This is a genomic window from Ruegeria marina (genome assembly GCF_900101475.1).
GTDB lineage: Bacteria > Pseudomonadota > Alphaproteobacteria > Rhodobacterales > Rhodobacteraceae > Ruegeria_B > Ruegeria_B marina.
The window spans coordinates 86,169-105,980 of sequence record NZ_FMZV01000007.1; the positions used below are offsets into that span (position 1 = coordinate 86,169).

Consider the following 19,812-nt stretch of genomic DNA (forward strand, 5'->3'; position numbering starts at 1 on the left):
CAGCGCTTATTCGCTGTAGATGGGCGCGCTGAAGTACCGCGCGGTGATCGCGGCATGGGTCCCGTCGGCGAGGATCGCGGCGATGCCCTTGTTCAGCGCCTCGCGCAGCGCGTCATCGCCCTTGCGGACACCCGCACCGACGCCCTTGCCCAGGATCGCCTCGTCATTGGCGACGGCGCCCTTGATCTCACAGCACTGGCCAGAGTCGGTCGCAACAAAATCGGCCATCGCGATGCTGTCGGCCTGGGTTGCGTCGATGCGACCGGCATAAAGGTCCTGATTGGCCTCGTCCTGAGTCTGGTAGACACGGATTTCAGAGTTGCCGAAATACTGGTTGGCATATGCCTGATGGATGGTCGACGCCTGCACACCGATGATCTTGCCGGCCAGCGACTCGGGCGTTGCATCAAGATCGAGCGACTTGTCGGCCACGATCACGGCGGGCGTGTTGTAATAGGGGTTCGAGAAGTCGATGGACTGCATCCGCTCTTCGGTAATCGACATCGAGGCCATGATGGCGTCGATCTGCTTGCCGGTCAGCGACGGGATGATGCCGTCCCAAGCAACGGGTGTCAGCACGCAATCCAGTTCGGCGGCCTTGCAGACGGCGTCGATAACCTCGATCTCCCAGCCGACCCAGTTGCCCGAGGAATCGGGCGATGCAAACGGCGGATAGGGTTCGGCGGCGATGCCGATCTTGACCTGCTCGGCAACGGCCGCACCTGCCATCAGCGCAAAAGTGGCCAGACCGGCCAGAAGAGATGTCTTGAAGTTCATTTTTGGTCTCCCTGTTTTCATGGTTCTTTGTTGGTCAGTTGATGGATTTCAGAAACTGTTTCAGGCGTTCCGATTGCGGATTCCCAAAGATCTGTGAGGGCGGGCCCTGCTCCTCGATCCGGCCCTGGTAGAGATAGACGACATGGTCGGCGACCTCTCGGGCAAAGTTCATCTCATGCGTGACGACCAGCATGGTACGGCCCTCGGCCGCCAGGTCACGCATGACGTTCAGCACCTCGCCCACCAGTTCAGGATCGAGCGCCGAGGTCGGTTCGTCGAACAGCATCACCGCCGGGTCTACGGCCAGAGCGCGGGCAATGGCGGCGCGTTGCTGTTGTCCGCCCGACAGGAACAGCGGATAGGTGTTCTCCTTTTCCTCCAGGCCCACACGTTTCAACAGGCTCCGCGCCTTCTCGATGGCTTGCGCACGCGGCACCCTGAGCACGTGGACCGGGACCTCGATCACGTTTTCCAGCAGGGTGCGATGGGTCCACAGGTTGAACGACTGGAACACCATGGCCAGCCGGGTGCGGACACGTTCCAGCTGCTTGCGGTCGGCGGCGGACCCGTCCGGACGCATCCGGATTTCCTCGCCCCCGATGACGATGCGGCCCGATGTCGGTGTTTCCAGAAAGTTGATGCAGCGCAGCATGGTGGACTTGCCGGACCCCGAGCCGCCGATGATCGCGATCACGTCGCCCCGCTTCGCGGTCAGCGAAACACCCTTGAGAACCTCGAGATCACCGAAGGACTTGTGCAGATCCTCGATTACCAGAGAGCCGCTGGCATCCGTCGCCGCGCCCGCTTGAGGCGTCGCTTGCTGCGCTGTGGTCACGCGTCTCTCCCTGTTTTTCGGTTGCCGTGGCTTCAGGTTCCGATTATTTATACAAACGTATAACAACGCGAAATTCGCAAATCAAGCCTGCATTCACACGGCCCGGGAGGCAAGGAAATCTTGGACAACGCGCGCCGCAGTTTCACCCGCGAGTCGGCCGAGAATCGTCGCGAGGCGCTGATTCTGGCGACGCTGTCCCTGATCGGCAAGAAGGGCGTTCAGGCAGCGACCGTGCGCGGCATCGCCGAAGAGGCCGGCGTGACACTGGGGCTGATCCGGCATTATTTCGACGGCAAGGATGCGCTGATCAACTCAGCCTACCAGTTTCACATGAACCGGCTGACGACCGAAACGATGGACCTGCCGTTCAACCGGACCGAGCCGGCCTCGGTACAACTGGCGCGAATTGTCCGGGCCAGCCTTACCCCGCCCGTGAGCGAACCCGAGGCGGTCGGCCTCTGGGCCGGATTCGTAACCATGGTGCGCCAGGACGCCAGCATGGCAGAAGTGCACAGGCGCACCTACTTCGAATTTCGCGACCGCTTGCAGGCACTTATCGATGTGGCGCTGCACGAAGCGGGCAGGACGCCAACGCCAAAGGATCTGCGCGAACTCGCCATCGCCTGCAATGCGGTGATCGACGGGCTTTGGCTGGAAGGCGGCGCTTTGCCCGATGCCTTCGAACCTGACGAACTGGTGCGGATCGGGTTGGTATCGGTCGGCGCGATCCTTGGGCTGGAATTGAGTGATCCGGGAGAACAGATATGAAGACAACCGCCCTTACCCACCGGCTGGCCAACCTTGGCGGCGCAAAATGGGGCATTTACCTGCGGGCCAAGGCGATGATCGCAGCCGGCAAGGATGTGATCAGCCTCACCATCGGAGAACCCGACGTTCCGCCGCCGTCCGACCTGATGGACCTGGCGGAACAGGCGATGCGCGCCGGGCGGACCGGATATTCCGATGGTGCCGGAGAGGCCGGGCTGCGCCAGGCATTGGCCGGCAGGTACAGTCACCGCACCGGCCGTACGATCACTCCCGCCCAGGTCATGTGCTTTCCGGGAACCCAGACCGCGCTCTATGCCGTGATGATGGGGGTGGCCGAAGCGGGCGACGAAGTGCTGGTCGGCGACCCGATGTACGCCACCTATGCCGGGGTCATCCGCGCCACGGACGCCGATGTTGTTCCGGTTCCCCTGCGCCCCGAAAACGGGTTTCGCATTTCGGCCGAGGATATCGCGGCCCGTATCACGCCGCGAACGCGGGCGGTACTGCTGACCACGCCTCATAACCCGACCGGCGCGGTTCTCGGGGACGGGGATATTGCCGCGATCGGCGATCTGGCGCTGAAACATGATCTGTGGATCATCTCGGACGAAGTTTATGAGGACCTTGTGTTCGACGGTCACCAATTCGCGTCCCCGCTGGCGCAAGAGGAGTTGGCGGATCGCGTGATCGTTGTCTCGTCGATATCCAAGTCACATGCCGCGCCAGGCTTTCGCAGCGGTTGGTGCGTCGGGCCCGAGGCATTCACCGCCGCCTTGCTGCCGCTGTCCGAAACGATGCTGTTCGGCAACCAGCCGTTCATTGCCGACATGACCGAGGCCGCGGTGCGCGACGGCTCCACGGTCGCGCCGGGCATGCGGGCGCGGTTTGCGGCAAGGGCCGCGCGCATGGCCGGCCGGCTGAACGGCAGAACCTGCCTGCGGGTGCTCGAACCCCAGGCCGGGATGTTCGCCATGGTCGAGGTTTCGGCCACAGGCATGGACGGGGAAGCCTATGCCGCACATCTGCTGGAACACGCCGGGGTTGCGGTTATGCCGGGCGCCTCGTTCGGAGACACCATCTCGGGTTGGGTGCGGGTGGCGTTGACAGCCGATGATGCGGCTTTCGATGCGGCGTGCGACCGTATCGTCGCCCATTCCGCGCAGTTCCAGAAAGAGGCGGTCTGATGCCGACGATTGGCGAAGCCCTGGTGTCCGGGCTGGCGACGCGTGGGGTCGAATGCGTTTTCGGCATTCCGGGGGTGCACACGATCGAACTCTACCGCGGACTCGCCGCATCTGGGATCCGGCATGTCACGCCGCGCCACGAACAGGGTGCGGGGTTCATGGCGGATGGCTATGCACGGGTCTCCGGCAAGCCGGGCGTGGCCTTCGTGATCACCGGGCCGGGGGTGACCAATACGCTGACGGCGATGGGACAGGCGCGCGCCGACAGTGTGCCCATCCTGACCGTATCAGGTGTCAATGCAAGGGCGAGCCTTGGCAGGGGACAGGGGCACTTGCACGAATTGCCGGACCAGTTGGGAATGGTGTCGAAGGTGGCGCTGGAGGCGCGGCAGGTAGTGACCGCCAGCCAACTTGCGCCGGCACTGGACGCGGTCTTCGCCCGGTTGACCACGGGCCGGAAAGGCCCCTGCCATATCGAGATCCCGCTGGATGTCGCCGGAGCCAAAGGGACATCGGGCGGCCAATCCCATGTGGTTGCGCCGGAGCCGGATCCCACGCTGCTGGCCGAAGCGGCCCGCAGATTGGTGGCGGCCGAACGCCCGGTGATCCTCGCCGGGGGCGGCGCGCGCCGAGCAGGCGACCCGCTGCGGCTCCTGGCCGAACGGCTTGACGCGCCGGTCGTGCAGACCACCAATGCCCGTGGCCTGATGCACGGTCATCCTCTGGGCGTTGCCGCCAGCCCAAGCCTGACGGCGGTTCGCAAGTTGATCGAAGATGCCGATGTCGTTCTGGCGGTCGGCACAGAACTTGGCCCGACCGACTACGACATGTACGCGACCGGCCGGATGGCACGCATGCCCGGTTTGATTCGCATCGACGTCTGTTCCGACCAGTTGTCCCGTCACCCGGCGGAACTCGGGATACACGGCGAGTCGACACGCTGCATGGCGTCCCTGCTTGCGCAGCTCACAGGAGCCAACCGGACCGGCGATGGCGCCGCACGGGCCGGACGGGCGCGGCAAGACGCCTGGGCAGAGATCGGTCCCTATATGCAGGGCATGGTTCGGATGCTCGACGCCGCACGAGATGCGGTACCCGATGCGATCATGGTGGGAGACTCCACCCAACCGGTTTATGCGGGCAACCTGTATTACGATCATGACCGGCCCGGCGGCTGGTTCAACGCGGCCACCGGCTTTGGCGCGTTGGGCTATGGTATTCCGGCGGCCGTAGGTGCCGCCATCGCGGCACCGGATGCGCAAGTGATCTGCATTGCCGGTGACGGCGGTGCACAATTCAGCCTGGCCGAGATGATGGTTGCCCGAGACGAGAATCTGTCGGTGACATTCGTGATCTGGAACAGCAACGGCTACCGCGAAATAGACATGGCAATGCGGGACGCGGATATCGAAGTGGTGGGCTGCGATCCGTCGCCCCCTGATTTTCATGCAATCGCGGCCGCATTCGGAATGGCCTATGCAAGCTGCGCCGAGGATGACCCGAAAAGCCTGGCCGCCCTTCTGACCACGGCCACTGCCCGTGGCGGTCCTTCGATCATCGAAGTGGCCGCGCCCTATTTCCCCGATAAACCCCGAGAACGAAAATGACCGATTCCACCTATCAATTCACCCGTGCCATCACCCGCCGCCCTGCGGCCAGTGTCGTAAACGGGCTGCGTGCCGAGGACATCGGAACGCCGGACCTGGAACAGATGCTGAAGGATCATGCACACTATGTAGCGACGCTGAAAAGCACCGGTGCCGATGTGATCGAATTGCCACCGCTCGACGGCTTTCCCGACGCCCTGTTCGTCGAGGACACGGCCCTCTGTCTGCCCAAGGGCGCTGTCCTGATGCGACCCGGCGCGCCTAGCCGCATGGGCGAAGTGGCGCAAATGGCCCCTACCCTGCGCAGCACATATTCCGAGGTTCGCGAAATCACCGGCCCGGGTCATATAGAGGGCGGCGATATCCTGGTCACCGGGCGCGAAATCCTGGTCGGACGATCGGCCCGGACCGATGCCGAAGGTGTGCGGGAACTGACGGCAATTGTCAGCGACTGGGGTTACAGGCTGCGCGAGGTGTTCACCCCCGAAGGCGTTCTGCATTTCAAGACCGACTGTTCGCTGCTCGATGGCGAAACCATCCTGTCCACCGAGCGTCTGGACGCCTCGGGCTGTTTCGAGGGCTACCGGGTGATCCACACGGCACCCGGCGAAGAGGCATGCGCCAACACGATACGGTTCAACAATCTGGTGCTGATGCCTGCCGGATTCCCGAAGACCGCCGATATCCTGGGCAAGGCCGGATTCGAGGTCGTCGAGATCAATAACGGAGAATGCGCCAAGCTGGACGGCGGCATGTCCTGCCTGTCGCTTCGATTCTGACGCATCGGGGCAGGCCCTGCTCCCTAGATCTTGCCGACCGCTTCCTGCACCGCGTGCAGGAACTCGTGGGCGGCGGCGGGATCGCCGAGGAAGGGAAGGATCCGCAAGCGGCCCTCCCTTTCCGTCTTGTCAGCCTCGTAGATCACCTGATCGTCCTTGATCGTGACCTTGACACGAAGATCCGCCAGCGTTTTCGGGTCCACGGCCAGCGGATTGTCGGAGAGGACAACGAAATCGGCTCGCTTTCCGGGTTCGATCGAACCCTTGCTGCTTTCTTCGAAATGCTGCCAGGCGGGCCAGATCGTCATCGCTTTTAGCGCGGTCATGACATCCACGCGCTGCGACGGGCCCAGAATATCGCCCGACCGGGTTCGGCGCGTTACCGTGGCCGACAGGATGCGCATGCTGTCGGGGAACGCCACTGGCGCGTCATGATGGCTTCCGAACATCATGCCACGCTGATGGACCCAACCGGTGGGCGAGATATTCTCTCCGTTGACCGGACCGACCGTGTGGTCGCGGTGCCAATCCCCCCAATAGAACGTGTGCATGGGAAAGAGTGAAGGAAACACCCCCAGGCGCTGAAAGCTGTCCACCTGATCCTCGCGCAGGAACTGGCCGTGAATAAGCACCGGGCGGTTGCCCGGATCGCCAAACTTCCGCTGTGCCGCGCCCAGGGCGGCGATCAGCATGTCCGAGGCCCCCTCGCCGTTCGAATGCGTGAGAATCTGGAAGCCGTGTTGATAACACCAGTCCACGGCCTCCTGGGTCTGTTCCATGGTGATCGCGGAATAGCCCTTGTAGCCGGGCGGATAATTTCCCACCGGGTCGTAATAGGGCCGGTCGCGCAAGGCGGTGAACCCCTGGGGCGAGCCGTCGATGGTCAGTTTGCAGCCGCCAACCCGCACCCTCCCGGCATAGTCTTGCGAGGTATTGGCCGCGATATAGTCCCTGCTTTCCAGAACGTCGGGAAAGGCGACCACGTCTATCGGCAGTTTCCCTTGCGCGTCGAGCGCCTTGAGCGCCTCAACCACCGGGCCCGAGGAACGGCCATCCTGCCCGGTCGTATAACCGAAACGCGCCCAAAGCTCGCTACCCGCTTGGGCAAAGGTCAGCATGCCTTCGGGACCGATCTTCGACAGCATCGGTATCAAGGCGGTAAAGAACGCATATTCCTCGAGCACACCGTTCGGCACGCCGGTCGCATCGCGCTGAATGACGCCGCCGGGCGGGTTCGGCGTACCGGCAGCAATCCCGGCCTCTTCGAGCGCCTTGGAATTGGCGACGCCAAGATGGCCCGACTGATGCACGATGATGATCGGAATATCCCGCGATACTGCATCCAGATCGGCTCGGGTGGGATGGCGCAACTCTGCCAGTTGCGCATTGTCGTATCCGAAACCCATGATCAGCCCGACCTTGTCGACCGCTTCCTGGTTGGCAGCGGTCCAGTCCCTGAGAACCTGCTGCAGGCTGGCAATGTCGCGAACCTCGCCATCGGGTGGCGCCAGCAGGTTGGCGGACAAGGCCTGCAACCCGCCCAGGACCACATGTCCATGGCTGTCGACGAAACCGGGCAGCATCGTGCGGCCGGCAAGATCGAAGATTCGGGTTTTCTCCCCCTTGTAAGAGATGATCTCGGACAATGGACCGACCGACAGGATGCGACCGTCCTTGACCGCGACCGCTTCGACGATGGGGTGTGCATCATCGACCGTGATGATCGGACCGCCCTGATAGATCGTGTCGGCAACATCCTGCGCCCATGCAGTCGCGGACCATGAAAACGCTGCGATGCAAAGCCCAATTATCGAGAATGTTCTCTGCATAATCCAATCCTCCGAAATCGCGCGCCCCGCCCAGAGGAGGCAAATTGCGCGTCAGCAACAATACCGACAATCTATCCTTGAAGGATCGCAGATCAACGATCCTTGGTGACCGGGATGAACTGGTTCAACGAAAGCCTGCACGGTCGAGTACCGGGGGGGTGCCCGCATGAAAAAGCGTGTTCGCAACACTATGGACACTTGTGTCTAGACATGAGCGAAAGGCCACGCTAGCCTCTTGCAATGCACGGCAGGGAGGCTGCAATGAAAAGTCATTATCGGGCAGTGGTCATAGGCGGGGGCGTTGTTGGAGCTTCGGTTCTCTACCACCTGGCGAAATTCGGTTGGACCGATGTCTGCCTGATCGAACGCAAGATACTGACCGCCGGATCCAGCTGGCATGCCGCAGGCGGTTTCCATGCGCTCAATGCCGACCCGAATATCGCCAGTCTACAGGCCTACACGATCGACCTGCTATCCGAGATAGAGAAGGAATCCGGTCAATCTGTCGGGATGCACATGACGGGGGGCCTGTCTCTGGCCGGGACACCCGACCGCTGGGAATGGTTGCAATCGGCCTATCGCACCTTCCAGTCCATCGGGATCGAGGATGTGCGGCTTGTCACCCCCGAAGAAGCCGCCGCGCTCTGCCCGATCATGTCGCCGCATGACATTCTGGGCGGCATGTGGGCCGACCGCGAAGGCTATATCGACACCACCGGCACCGTGCATGCCTATGCCGGAGCGGCGAAGAAACGCGGGGCCGATATTGTCGAGAACAACCGCGTTCTGGAACTGCACCAGACCGCAGACGGCTGGAAAGTGGTGACGGAAAAGGGCACCGTCACCTGCGAACATGTCGTCAATGCCGCGGGTCTCTGGGCCAAGCAGGTGGGGCGCATGGCCGGGATCGAACTGCCGGTTTCTCCGCTCAACCACCACTACCTTATTTCGGACACGATCCCCGAGGTGGCCGCGCTTGACCGCGAATTGCCGCTGGTCGTGGACCTGGAGGGGTTTACCTACATGCGGCAGGATCAGAAGGGTATCCTGCTGGGCATCTACGAGATCGACCGTGACCACTGGATGATGGACGGGGCCCCTTGGGAATATGGCTTTGAACTTCAGAAGGAGGATCCGGACCGCATCGAACGCGAGCTTACTCTCGGCTTTCAGCGATACCCGGCACTGCAAGAGGTGGGCGTCAAGACATGGGTCAACGGCGCCTTTACGTTCTCACCCGATGGCAATCCCCTTATGGGGCCGGTACGCGGCAAGCGCGGCTATTGGTGCGCCTGCGCCGTGATGGCGGGGTTCCTGCAAGGTGGCGGTGTCGGCAAGTCTTTGGCTGAATGGATGATCCGTGGCGAGCCCGAGGCGGATGTCTTCGGCATGGACGTGGCGCGTTATGGTGACTTCGCAGGCAACAAGCGGTTCATCAAGGAAACCACGGGACAGTTCTACACTCGCCGTTTCGTGATGACCTATCCGAACGAACAGCTACCTGCCGGGCGCCCGTTGAAGATGGCGCCGGCGCATTCCGAGATGACCGCCGCGGGCTGCCGCTGGGGCGCGAGTTATGGCCTCGAAGTACCGCTGTATTTTGCGCCTTCCGAGGATTTCGCCGAAAAGCCCACGCTGAAACGATCCAACGCCTTCGACATCGTCGCGGGCGAATGCAAGGCGGTGCGTGGCGGTGTCGGCCTGCTGGACATCTCGGGCTTTTCCCGGTTCGAAGTATCCGGCGACGGGGCCGAGGCCTGGCTGGACCGGGTCATGGCATCGAAACTGCCCGCACCCGGCCGCGCCCGCCTGGCACCCATGCTGTCCGAAACCGGCAAGCTCAAGGGCGATCTGACCCTGTTCAACTGGGGCGATGGCACCTGGTGGATCATGGGCAGCTACTACCTTCGGGAATGGCACATGCGCTGGTTCCATGACCATATGGACCCGGATGTGATCCTGCGCGACATCTCGGATGCGACCGTCGGCTTCGCTCTTTCCGGGCCGAACGCGCGCAAGGTGATCGAAAGGCTGACCGATGGCCCGGTGGGCACGTTGCCCTTCATGGGCTGCGGGTCCTTCGATATCGGGCTCTACCGATGCAAGGTCGGCCGTCTGTCGGTTTCAGGAGAACTGGGATACGAGATTCATTGCGCGGCAGCCGAGCACATCGGCTTGCGGTGCGCGCTGCTCGAGGCTGGCGCCGATCTTGGCATCTGCGAATACGGGTTCAACGCGCTGCTCAGCCTGCGGCTGGAAAAATCGTTTGGAATATGGTCGGCGGAGTTTACCCAGGGCTACACGCCCGCCCAGACAGGCATGGATCGCTGGATAGATTGGGACAAGGGCGATTTCGTGGGCCGTCAGGCAGCCTTGGCCGAACGCGATGGCGCAGGTCCGGCTCAGGTTGTTGCGATGCTGGAGGTCGAGGATGCCGGCGCCGACGCCAGCGGCTTTGAACCGATTTGGCAAAACGGCCGGCGGGTCGGGTTCGTGACCTCGGGCGGATACGGGCACACGGTAGGCAAGTCGCTGGCGCTGGCCATGGTCGACAGGGATATGGCCAGCCCGGGAACGGAATTGTCCGTGCATATCGTGGGCCAGGAACGCAAGGCAAAGGTCATTCCTGTCTCACCCTATGACCCCGAAGGAAAGGCGATGCGCGCATGACGGGGAATGAGTCCGAAGCCGCCCTTCAGCGGCGTTCGAAAAACCGACGCTCGGGCACGGCCCCGGTCAGCCAGCGCAAAACCAACTATCGGCAGTTACGCAACCCGTTCCCCGTCATGTCGGTCTTTTCCGACGACGAAGCGGTGAACATGCACGAGACCGCATTGCGGATGTTGGAAGAGCTGGGCATGAAGGTGCTTTTGCCCGAGGCCGTACAGATCTATCGCGCCGCTGGCGCGCGCGTGGAAGGGGACATGGTCTATCTCGGGCGCGAGATCGTGCAGGCCGCGCTGGCCAGTGCGCCCAGGTCCATTCATTGCCGTGGCGGCAATGCGGAACGCGACATCGTGCTGGAGCTTGGCGCGCTCGCCTTCCAGCCCGGGGCCGGTGCGCCGCATGCCACGGACCTGAAGCGTGGGCGTCGACCGGGCAGTGCGCGGGATTACGAGGAATACACACGGATCGGGCACCATTTCGACGTGTTCCAGATGATGTCCCCCTCGGTTGAACCGCAGGACGTACCCGTCCATTTGCGGCACTATTTCACCACGCTGACCCAGCTGGACCTGACCGACAAGCTGCCATTTCTGTTTGCGCGGGGCACACCGCAGACTCGCGACAACTTCGAAATGCTCAAGATCGCGCGTGGCCTGGACGATGACATGTTTCAGGCTGGCGTGTATGCCTTTACCATCATCAACACGAATTCACCGCGAACGCTGGACATCCCCATGGCGCAAGGTCTCATAGACTTTGCCCGACAGGGACAATTGTCCATTGTGACACCGTTCACGTTGATGGGAGCCATGGCGCCGATCACGGTGGCCGGCGCAATTACACTGAGCCATGCCGAGTGCCTTGCCGCGATCACACTTGCACAACTCACCAGACCGGGCGCCCCGGTCTGCTACGGCACATTCACCTCGAATGTCGACATGAAATCCGGCGCGCCCGCTTTCGGCACACCGGAACATTTCCAGGCTTCGCTGGCAGCCGGGCAGATGGCGCGCCTTCTGGGTCTGCCCTGGCGGTCCGCCGCCGGATCGGCCGCGAATCTCAACGACGTACAAGCGGCGAACGAGAACCAATTGGGACTTTGGGGTTGCCTGCTGTCGGGGGCCACCATCATCATCCATTCGGCCGGTTGGCTCGAAGGCGGGCTTTCGGTCAGCTACGAAAAGATCGTTACCGATGTCGAGGTGCTCAACATGGTGGCCGAGCTTTGTGCCGGAAGAAAGGCCGGAGTCAACGAGATCGGGTTTGCCAATGCCCTGGCACATGTCGCGCCATCGGGTCACTTCTTTTCCGCGCCGCAAACCATGGAGCGATATTCGACCGAATTCTATGAACCGATCGTACATGACTATGCCAATTTCGGAACCTGGACGGAACGTGGTGGAAAAGATGCCACCATCCGTGCAACCGATGTATGGGAAGCCATACTGGCGAGCCCGCGCAAATCCGCCATTTCGTCGGACCGGCTGGATGCATTGCGGGCATTCATCGACAAACGCACCATGGAGGGTGGCGCCCCTCCGGAAAGCTGACATATGGCGACAGAACGCACGGCAAATCAGATCAAGGATGGCATCGACCGGGAGGATTTGCCCGGCTATGTCAAGGTCACGCGTGATGACTGGCTTCGCGTCGCCATGGACCTGCTGGTGTCCGATGGTGTCTCCGAGGTCAAGGTGCTGACCATCGGCAACCGTCTCGGGGTTTCGAGGTCATCGTTTTATTGGTATTTCAAGAGCCACAAAGACCTGCTCGACCAGCTTCTGCATGAATGGGAGCGGACCAACACCGGGATCCTGGTCCGAGCCGCCCAGACACCGGCGCCAACCATAACTGCGGCGTTGAACAACTTTTTCCGATGCATTGTGGATCCCAACGGGTTCAATCATCCGTTGGACTTTGCCGTTCGCGAATGGGCGCGCCGGGATGGCGGGGTACGTCGGGTTATCGACAGATCCGACGAAATACGCACCTCGGCGTTGATGAAAATGTTCGAAGCACACGGTTACGACCCTTCCGAGGCCGACATTCGCGCCCGTGTTCTCTATTATCAGCAGATCGGGTATTATGCGCTGGATCTGAAGGAGACCCTTGAAGAGCGGCTTTCGCGCGCGGCGCTGTATCTTTACGCGTTCACAGGCGTTCATCCTTTGCCGGAAGAGGTTGAGGATTTCAAGGTCTTTGCCCGGCAGGTTGCTTCCCAATGAAACGGTATTCGGCACTTTCCCTTTTCCGCGAAGGCTTGCGCGCTCATCGGGGCTGGCAGCCCGCATGGACAAAGGCGCGTCCGAAACCCGCCTATGACGCGGTTGTGGTGGGCGGCGGCGGTCATGGGCTGGCCACGGCATACTACCTGGCCAGGATCCATGGGATCAATCGGGTCGCCGTGCTGGAAAAGGGTTGGATCGGCGGCGGCAACACGGGGCGAAACACGACCGTCTGCCGGTCGAATTATTTCTACCCCGAAAGCGTAGCCCTCTATGACCTTGCCCTGCGCCTCTACGAAGGGCTGAGCCGAGAATTGAACTACAACATCATGCTGTCGCAACGTGGCATGCTGATCGCCGCCCACACGCCGGCGCAGATGGAGATTTGCAACCGCATCGCAAACGCGATGCAACTCAACAATGTCGACGGCAAACTGATGGGGCCGGAGGAAGCGGCCGCACGTGTACCGTTGATCAACACCGGCCCGGATGCGCGCTACAAGTTGATGGGCGGCATCTGGCAAGGACGGGCCGGGACCGCACGACATGACGCCGTAGCCTGGGCATATGCCCGTGCTGCCAGCGCCCTCGGCGTCGATATCATCGAAGGCTGCGAGGTGGCGGGTATAGATGTCCAAAACGGTGCGGTCGCCGGTGTCGAGACGACGTTTGGCCCGATCCGCACCGAAAGGCTGGGGCTGGCGGCGGCTGGTGCCACCCCCGGACTGACCGCGCATGTGGGTGTGGACCTGCCGATCCATGACTACGCGCTTCAGGCCTTCGTTTCGGAACCCGTCAAACCCTGTCTGGACACGGTTCTGCTGTATCTCGGCACTGGCACCTATGTCAGCCAGTCCGACAAGGGCGAACTGGTGTTTGGCGGCGGGTTGGACCGTGTGCCCACGCATGGACAGCGCGGCAACCTGCCGGTGCAGGAGGCCGTAACGGCAGGCTTGCTCGAAATGTTCCCCGCCTTCGGCCAATTGAGACTCCTGCGCCAGTGGGCAGGCGTTGTGGATGTCGTGCCGGACAGTTCGCCTCTGATCGGGCCTGTCGGTCCGTCCGGACTGCATATCAACTGCGGCTGGGGGACCGGCGGGTTCAAGGCAATTCCAGCCGGCGGCTGGCTCCTCTCGCATCTCATGGCGAAAGGCGAACATCACGAGATCAGCCGCCCATTCGATCTGGACCGTTTCGCGCGCGGCCGCCTGATCGACGAGGCAGCGGGTTCCGGGATCGCGCATTAGGAGGTTCAAGATGCAACATTTTCCCTGCCCCTTCTGCGGTTTGCGTAACGAGACAGAGTTTCATTTCGCGGTCGAGGCCGGTCACAGCCGCCCCGAACCCGCCGAACGCGTGTCAGACGCCGAATGGGCGGCCTATCTTTATGCAAACAAGTCGCCCAAGGGTGAGTCCCGGGAAGTCTGGTTGCACCTCAGTTGCGGCGAGTACTTCATCCTGTCGCGCGATACCGTCACCCGCGCGGTTCTTGGATCGGTGACATTACCGGGGGTGACCCGATGACTGGCTGGCGGCACCAGACCCTGGGTAGAAACATAGATCGGTCGAAACCCTTGCGGTTTTCCTTTGACGGACAAGACGTCGACGGTTTTGCAGGCGACACCCTGGCCTCGGCGCTGATCGCATCCGGGCAACGTATCCTGGGTCGCAGTTTCAAGTACCACCGGCCCCGCGGACTATGGGGGATGGGTGCGGAAGAACCCAATGCCGTTCTCGACGTGCGGCATGGATCGGAACATTGGCCCAACACCAGGGCAACGCTGGCAAGGGCGCAGGACGGGATGACCGTGACATCGGTCAATGCATGGCCAACGGCGCGCGGCGACATGTTCCGGCTGATGGACCTTGCGCATCGCTTTCTGCCGGCAGGGTTCTACTACAAGACGTTCATGGCCCTTCCCTGGCGGTTCTATGAACCGATGATCCGCCGCATGGCCGGGCTTGGGCGGGTCGATCCCTCTTGCGCGCCGCGGGCCGATGTGGCTCAGGTGTCGGCGGAATGCGACGTGCTGGTGATCGGAGCCGGCCCTGCCGGGATTGCTGCGGCCAAAGCGGCGGCGGAAACCGGCAAGAGGGTCTGGCTGGTCGAAGAGTCAAGCCAGCTTGGCGGCACGTTGCGCTGGCGCGGCGGTGAAATCGGCGGTACCCCCTGGCAGGAATTCGCAGCTGCAACGCGCGAAATCGTGTTGGCGGCCGGCGGGCGCATCCTGACCGAAACGACGCTCTGGGGCGCTTTCGATCATGGCAGTTTCGCCGCGTGGGAGCGTGGGGTCCCTGAAAGGCATTGGCGTATCCGATCGACCAGGACGATCCTGGCTTCGGGCGGAATCGAACGGCCCGTCTGGTTTGCGAACAATGACCTGCCGGGCGTGATGTCGGCCGAAGCCGCGTTTCACCATTTAATCCTCTACGGTGCCGCACCCGGGCGACGGGTTCTTTTGGCGATGGCCAGCGACCGCGGCGTTCCGGTCGCCCGTGCACTGACCGACGCCGGTGTCGAGGTGACCCTGGTGGATGCCAGAAAGACCCCGGTGGATTGCGGCGTGCCCAGGGTGACGGGCCGCATCGAGGCAGCCCACGGACGGCGGGGCGTCGACAGCGCCACGGTCAATGGAAAACGCATTGCCTGTGATACGATCCTTTGCGCCGGCGGCACCACCCCGACCCTGCATATCTGGTGTCAGGCGGGCGGCAAGCTGGATTGGGACGCCTCCCGCGATATGCTGGTGCCGCGCCCAGGTACTGCGCCGATGACCGTGGTCGGCGCGGCGGCCGGCGTACTCGATCTGGAAACCGCCGTTGAGGATGGGTGGGCCGCCGGATCGGAGATCGAGGCGACGAACCGCCCTGCCCCGAAATCGCCCCCGGACCACGTTTTCCGTCCCGATCCATCTCTGCCCGGACGGCAATGGATCGACCTGCAAAACGATGTCACGCTCAAGGATGTAACGCTGGCCGCGCGCGAGGGCTTTTCCTCGGTCGAGCACCTCAAGCGCTACACGACCCTGGGCATGGCAACCGATCAGGGCCGCACATCGAATTTTGCGGGCCTTACCGCCATGGCCGCGGTAACCGACCGCACGATCCCGGCCACGGGAACAACCACCTATCGTCCCCCCTTCCAGCCTGTTCCGCTGCGTGCAATAGCCGGACCGGCCCGCGGCGCACTTTACCATGCGCCAAAGCGCTTGACACTGGAGGACATGCATCGTGCTGCCGGGGCGCGGTTCCGCGAATATGGCGGATGGCTGCGTCCTGCAACCTATGGCGCGGGCGATGAAACGACGGTGGCTCGGATCGAGGCACAGACAGCCCGCCAGTCTGTCGGGGTTTTCGACGCCTCTCCGTTGGGCAAGCTGGACGTGATCGGGCCGGGTGCTGCGGACCTGCTGGATTTTACCGGTTATGTCCGCATGTCGACGCTGAAACCGGGCCGTGCCCGATATGGTTTCATGCTGTCCGAGACCGGCATCGTCTATGACGACGGGGTCGTCCTTCGGCTGGCGGAGGATCATTTTTTGGTTTCCACGTCATCCAGCCATGTCGAAGGAGTCCGCTATCGCCTGGAAGATGCACGGCAGGACAGGATTGGACGCGGCCGGGTGTTCATTCACGACATTACGCAAGGCTTCACAACACTTACGGTAACAGGACCCAAGGCCCGTGAAATGTGCCGGAAGGCGGGGATCGAACTGCCGGACCTGCCGCACATGGGCGTCGGCCAGACCAGCTTTGAAGGTTCGCCAATGCGCGTGGCCCGGATCAGCTTTACCGGCGACCTGAGCTATGAACTCAGCGTCCCGGCAAATCTGGCGCATGCTCTGCATGACCGACTGGATACCGCCCTGCCGGAGGTCGGTGGATGCTGGATAGGTCTTGAAGCCGTGCTGATCCTGCGAGCCGAAAAAGGATTTATTCTCATCGGCAAGGACACCGATGGCGCGACGATGCCCCATGATCTGGGCTGGGGAGGACCTCGGACCAGACGCGAGGACGAGTATATTGGCAAACGTTCGCTGTTCACTCCGGAAGCTCAAGGCGACAAGCGCCGGCAACTGGTTGGCCTGCGTGTGCGTGACGGCGATGCCGTCATCGCAACCGGTTCGCACCTGATCGAGGATCAGGGCGCGCGCCGGTCCTTGGGCTTTGTCACGTCAAGCTGTTTCAGCCCCACGCTGAAGCGTCCGATTGCCCTTGCCTTGCTGGAAAACGGACGCGACAGGATCGGCGGTTCCGTGCAGGTGTTCAACGACGGAGAGGTACGCTCAGCCGAAGTCACCATGGCTTGCGCCTTTGATCCCAAGGGGGAGTATCTCGATGGATGAGCGTCTTTGGACAGACCGGGCACTGGCCGATGGAGAAGCCATTGCGGCCGCAGGATGCCGGATTTCGCGTTCCGGGACCGGTCATCAAACTCTTGTTTCCGGTGACCTGACGGCGGCAATTTCCATGTTGGCGCCGGATGCCCCGTTGCTCGGGTTTGCCGAGGTGTCCGATACACCCGAGCAAGCGATCCGGATAGCACGCGATCACGCCCTGTTGGTCACGTCAAATCCCGTTCAAGAGGACCCGGGCTGGCACAGCGCCGGCTTTGCGCTGAGCGATGCGGGCAACCGGTTCGCCTGTCTCGACCTTGCCGGACACGGTGCAATGGACGTTTTGGCGCATGGGTTGGCCTCTGCTGCTCCGGTCGGTTCCCCGTCAGCCGCCCTGTATTTCGTCGGGTTGCCTGTGCTGGTAACCGGAACGAGAACGGGCCTGAAGCTCTGGGTTGACCAGGCCCACCTGACTTATCTCACGGGTTTCATTGCCCGTATTGGTCGGAACGCGGGCCCTGCGTTCGACAGCTGAGGGCGGTGGCGATATGGCGGAACCGCATGTCATGCCCCATGACCTGCCCAGAATCGGCGAAAGAAGGCGGCATGTTCCTCGGCCTCGTGCCGAAGCCAATCCGTAAACAGCGTTACAGGTGGCTGGCGACCCGCGCCTTCGGGATAGACCAGAAAATACGCATCCGGGGACGGCAGCACAGTATCGAACGGGCATACCAGTGTGCCGCTTTGCAGGTGTGACCGGGTCGTCACTTCGTCGCCTATGGTTACGCCATCTCCGCGCGCGGCGGCGACAAGACAAAGGACAGTCCTGTTGTAGATCCGACCGGAACCCGGATCCATGACACGATCGCCGGTCGCTTCCTGAAATGCGCGCCACCAGAACCGTGTCTGGTCATGGATCAGGTGCCGTTCCGGGATGTCGGACAGCCGGGGTGGGCGGCCAAGAGACTAGAAATAGCTGGGCGCGGCGACCGGGAACACCCGGTTTGTCATCAGCGCCTCGAACCGGCAGCCGTTCCAGCCCCCGCGCCCCCAGATCACGGCACAGTCCCATTCGCCCTCGGGCGGGTTGTTCATTCCGATATTCGCTGTGATCGAAATCCGGATCGTCGGATGGAGCGCCTCGAACTCGGGCAGCCGGGGAAACAGCCATTGTTCCAGGAAATCGGCATCCCCGAACAACCTGATCTGGTCTGGTGCGGGAACGTCCATCTCGCGCAAACCGGTTTCGATCTGCGCGAATGCGGATCCGGCCAGATCCGCCACACGCTGCCCGAACGACGTGATTTCGATCCTCCGGTGATATCGACGGAACAGAGCTTGCCCAAACTCGACTTCAAGCGCCGAAATCTGTTTGCTTACAGCCGATTGGGTCACACCCAAGGCATCAGCCGCCAGGGTAAAGCTGTTATTCCGCGCGACGGCGACGAGAACCCTCAAGCCATTCAGATTGGGAAGGCGATTTGTCGTGAGTTTTTCGAGTTCTATGCCGGATTTATTCGAATTTGACTGACTTTTTCGCATCCGTAAAGCTGAACCAGATTTATTGGGCAGTCTCATATGGCGCAGCTCTATCCATTCAATGATCCGGTGACAGTTGAGTCCGAGCCGCCGGTTCGCTTTGAACGCGGCGATGGCATCCGGGTTTCCGATACGCAAGGAAACACCTATATCGACGCGGTTTCCGCGCTTTGGTGCTCGAATCTGGGGTTCTCTCCGCAACGACTGACCCGCGCCGCGGCCGAGCAGATGCAGCGGTTGGCCTATTACCATTCCTTCATGGGACGTACCCCTTCGCAGTCCGACAGGCTTGCCGACCGGCTGGTCGCAAGACTTCCCGGCATGGCGCGGGTGTTCTATGGCACTTCGGGATCCGAGGCGGTCGAAACAACCGCCAAATTCGTGCGCTACTACTGGTCGGCCAGGGGAAATCCCGGTCGGCACAGGATCATCGCGCGTGAAGGCGCTTATCATGGCTCCGAGCAGATGAGTGCGGCGCTCACCGGACTGGGCTATTGTCACGACGGGTTCAACTTGCCGCTGTCCGCGGTTCCGCGTGCCGGTCGCCCACATTATCTGCGCGATGCCGAACCCGGAGAAAGCGAAGCCGCATTTTCCAGGCGCCGGGCGCGCGAGTTGGACGACCTGATCCAACGGGAAGACCCTGGCACCATCGGCGCATTCATCGGCGAGCCTGCCATGGGTGCGGGCGGGGTCATTCTGCCACCGGACGGGTATTGGGACGCGGTCCAGGACGTGCTGTCGAAACACGGTATCCTGCTGATCGCGGACGAAATCATATCCGGTTTCGGACGAACCGGCGAATGGTTCGCCTGCGAAACCTACGGCATTCGGCCGCACATGATGACCCTGGCCAAACAGTTGACCGCATCGGTCTTCCCGATGTCCGCCGTCGCGATGACGGCCGAGGTCTATGAAACGATGAAGAGCCTCGCGCATGAGAAAGGGATTTTCGGCCATGGTGTCACCTATGGCGGGCACCCCGTGGGCGCTGCCGTGGCGCTGGAATGCCTCGATATCTACGAAGAGATGAACTTGCCGCTGCTTGTGGGCCGGCTTGGGAAAGAAATCGAAAAAGGCTTCGAACCGTTCCGTGACCGTCCCGAGGTGCTGAAGTGCCGTCGCGTTGGCATGCTCGCCGCCGTGGAGTTCGAGACAGAAGCATAGGCAAGGGCTGTTGGAGACGAGGCCGTTCGACGGGGCGTGTTCTTCCGGATAATTGGCCCGGTCGTTGCGATCGCGCCGCCCTACATCTGCACCGAGGC

15 protein-coding genes and 1 pseudogene are annotated in these 19,812 nt (G+C 62.2%); 12 read left to right on the forward strand and 4 right to left on the reverse strand.

Annotated features, from left to right (window positions below; translation table 11 throughout):
- Positions 1–6 precede the first annotated feature (6 nt).
- Positions 7–777 (reverse strand): transporter substrate-binding domain-containing protein, encoded by a 771-nt coding sequence (locus BLT75_RS11630; RefSeq protein ID WP_176827956.1) that lies wholly within the window; start codon positions 775–777, stop codon positions 7–9.
- Between the two features lie 34 nt (positions 778–811).
- The gene (locus tag BLT75_RS11635; RefSeq protein WP_176827977.1) at positions 812–1,552 is read right to left on the reverse strand and encodes an ABC transporter ATP-binding protein; all 741 of its coding nucleotides are present in this window, start codon (positions 1,550–1,552) and stop codon (positions 812–814) included.
- A gap of 180 nt (positions 1,553–1,732) precedes the next feature.
- On the opposite strand from BLT75_RS11635, the gene BLT75_RS11640 reads away from it, so the two are divergent.
- From BLT75_RS11640 to BLT75_RS11655, 4 genes are read left to right on the forward strand one after another with little or no spacing between them, the layout of a single operon-like run.
- A complete protein-coding gene (locus BLT75_RS11640; RefSeq protein ID WP_093031413.1) occupies positions 1,733–2,380 on the forward strand; it encodes a TetR/AcrR family transcriptional regulator in 648 nt (215 codons plus the stop codon).
- A complete protein-coding gene (locus tag BLT75_RS11645; RefSeq protein ID WP_093031416.1) occupies positions 2,377–3,564 on the forward strand; it encodes a pyridoxal phosphate-dependent aminotransferase in 1,188 nt (395 codons plus the stop codon). The genes BLT75_RS11640 and BLT75_RS11645 overlap by 4 nt, the downstream gene beginning before the upstream one ends.
- A complete protein-coding gene (locus tag BLT75_RS11650) occupies positions 3,564–5,171 on the forward strand; it encodes a 5-guanidino-2-oxopentanoate decarboxylase (protein ID WP_093031419.1) in 1,608 nt (535 codons plus the stop codon). The genes BLT75_RS11645 and BLT75_RS11650 overlap by 1 nt, the downstream gene beginning before the upstream one ends.
- Positions 5,168–5,950 (forward strand): dimethylarginine dimethylaminohydrolase family protein, encoded by a 783-nt coding sequence (locus tag BLT75_RS11655; protein WP_093031421.1) that lies wholly within the window; start codon positions 5,168–5,170, stop codon positions 5,948–5,950. The genes BLT75_RS11650 and BLT75_RS11655 overlap by 4 nt, the downstream gene beginning before the upstream one ends.
- Before the next feature lie 23 nt (positions 5,951–5,973).
- Here the strand turns inward: BLT75_RS11655 and BLT75_RS11660 are convergent, their stop codons facing one another.
- Positions 5,974–7,779, reverse strand: coding sequence for an amidohydrolase (locus tag BLT75_RS11660; RefSeq protein ID WP_093031424.1), 1,806 nt, complete (start codon positions 7,777–7,779; stop codon positions 5,974–5,976).
- A gap of 261 nt (positions 7,780–8,040) precedes the next feature.
- On the opposite strand from BLT75_RS11660, the gene BLT75_RS11665 reads away from it, so the two are divergent.
- Genes BLT75_RS11665 through BLT75_RS11695 form a run of 7 tightly spaced genes read left to right on the forward strand, consistent with a single transcriptional unit; the run spans position 8,041 to position 17,543 of the window.
- Complete coding sequence (locus BLT75_RS11665; RefSeq protein ID WP_093031427.1) at positions 8,041–10,449, forward strand: GcvT family protein; 2,409 nt, start codon at positions 8,041–8,043, stop codon at positions 10,447–10,449.
- Positions 10,446–11,996 (forward strand): trimethylamine methyltransferase family protein, encoded by a 1,551-nt coding sequence (locus BLT75_RS11670; RefSeq protein WP_093031430.1) that lies wholly within the window; start codon positions 10,446–10,448, stop codon positions 11,994–11,996. Before BLT75_RS11665 ends, BLT75_RS11670 begins: the two co-directional genes overlap by 4 nt.
- Before the next feature lie 3 nt (positions 11,997–11,999).
- Positions 12,000–12,671, forward strand: a complete 672-nt coding sequence (locus BLT75_RS11675; protein ID WP_093031433.1) for a TetR/AcrR family transcriptional regulator — start codon at positions 12,000–12,002, stop codon at positions 12,669–12,671.
- Positions 12,668–13,918 (forward strand): sarcosine oxidase subunit beta family protein, encoded by a 1,251-nt coding sequence (locus tag BLT75_RS11680; RefSeq protein WP_093031436.1) that lies wholly within the window; start codon positions 12,668–12,670, stop codon positions 13,916–13,918. Before BLT75_RS11675 ends, BLT75_RS11680 begins: the two co-directional genes overlap by 4 nt.
- Before the next feature lie 10 nt (positions 13,919–13,928).
- Positions 13,929–14,195, forward strand: a complete 267-nt coding sequence (locus BLT75_RS11685; RefSeq protein WP_093031439.1) for a sarcosine oxidase subunit delta — start codon at positions 13,929–13,931, stop codon at positions 14,193–14,195.
- Entirely contained in the window at positions 14,192–17,017 is a 2,826-nt protein-coding gene (locus tag BLT75_RS11690) for a 2Fe-2S iron-sulfur cluster-binding protein (RefSeq protein ID WP_093031442.1), read from the forward strand. Before BLT75_RS11685 ends, BLT75_RS11690 begins: the two co-directional genes overlap by 4 nt.
- On the forward strand, positions 17,010–17,543 hold the full coding sequence (locus BLT75_RS11695; protein WP_143028547.1) for a hypothetical protein: 534 nt from the start codon (positions 17,010–17,012) through the stop codon (positions 17,541–17,543). The genes BLT75_RS11690 and BLT75_RS11695 overlap by 8 nt, the downstream gene beginning before the upstream one ends.
- Before the next feature lie 29 nt (positions 17,544–17,572).
- On the opposite strand, the pseudogene BLT75_RS24820 reads toward BLT75_RS11695, so the two are convergent.
- A pseudogene (locus tag BLT75_RS24820) lies at positions 17,573–18,586 on the reverse strand (LysR substrate-binding domain-containing protein).
- Here BLT75_RS24820 and BLT75_RS11710 point away from each other — a divergent pair.
- Complete coding sequence (locus tag BLT75_RS11710; protein WP_093031454.1) at positions 18,587–19,714, forward strand: aminotransferase class III-fold pyridoxal phosphate-dependent enzyme; 1,128 nt, start codon at positions 18,587–18,589, stop codon at positions 19,712–19,714.
- The last annotated feature ends 98 nt before the right edge of the window (positions 19,715–19,812 follow it).

What these genes read in the sequence shown, in the direction of transcription:
- BLT75_RS11685 (WP_093031439.1), top strand. Translation starts at nt 13,929, where the DNA reads ATGCAACATTTTCCCTGCCCCTTCTGCGGTTTGCGTAACGAGACAGAG.
- BLT75_RS11645 (WP_093031416.1), top strand. Translation starts at nt 2,377, where the DNA reads ATGAAGACAACCGCCCTTACCCACCGGCTGGCCAACCTTGGCGGCGCA.
- BLT75_RS11675 (WP_093031433.1), top strand. Translation starts at nt 12,000, where the DNA reads ATGGCGACAGAACGCACGGCAAATCAGATCAAGGATGGCATCGACCGG.
- BLT75_RS11680 (WP_093031436.1), top strand. Translation starts at nt 12,668, where the DNA reads ATGAAACGGTATTCGGCACTTTCCCTTTTCCGCGAAGGCTTGCGCGCT.
- BLT75_RS11710 (WP_093031454.1), top strand. Translation starts at nt 18,587, where the DNA reads ATGGCGCAGCTCTATCCATTCAATGATCCGGTGACAGTTGAGTCCGAG.
- BLT75_RS11670 (WP_093031430.1), top strand. Translation starts at nt 10,446, where the DNA reads ATGACGGGGAATGAGTCCGAAGCCGCCCTTCAGCGGCGTTCGAAAAAC.
- BLT75_RS11690 (WP_093031442.1), top strand. Translation starts at nt 14,192, where the DNA reads ATGACTGGCTGGCGGCACCAGACCCTGGGTAGAAACATAGATCGGTCG.
- BLT75_RS11655 (WP_093031421.1), top strand. Translation starts at nt 5,168, where the DNA reads ATGACCGATTCCACCTATCAATTCACCCGTGCCATCACCCGCCGCCCT.
- BLT75_RS11695 (WP_143028547.1), top strand. Translation starts at nt 17,010, where the DNA reads ATGGATGAGCGTCTTTGGACAGACCGGGCACTGGCCGATGGAGAAGCC.
- BLT75_RS11660 (WP_093031424.1), bottom strand. Translation starts at nt 7,779, where the DNA reads ATGCAGAGAACATTCTCGATAATTGGGCTTTGCATCGCAGCGTTTTCA.
- BLT75_RS11630 (WP_176827956.1), bottom strand. Translation starts at nt 777, where the DNA reads ATGAACTTCAAGACATCTCTTCTGGCCGGTCTGGCCACTTTTGCGCTG.
- BLT75_RS11650 (WP_093031419.1), top strand. Translation starts at nt 3,564, where the DNA reads ATGCCGACGATTGGCGAAGCCCTGGTGTCCGGGCTGGCGACGCGTGGG.
- BLT75_RS11665 (WP_093031427.1), top strand. Translation starts at nt 8,041, where the DNA reads ATGAAAAGTCATTATCGGGCAGTGGTCATAGGCGGGGGCGTTGTTGGA.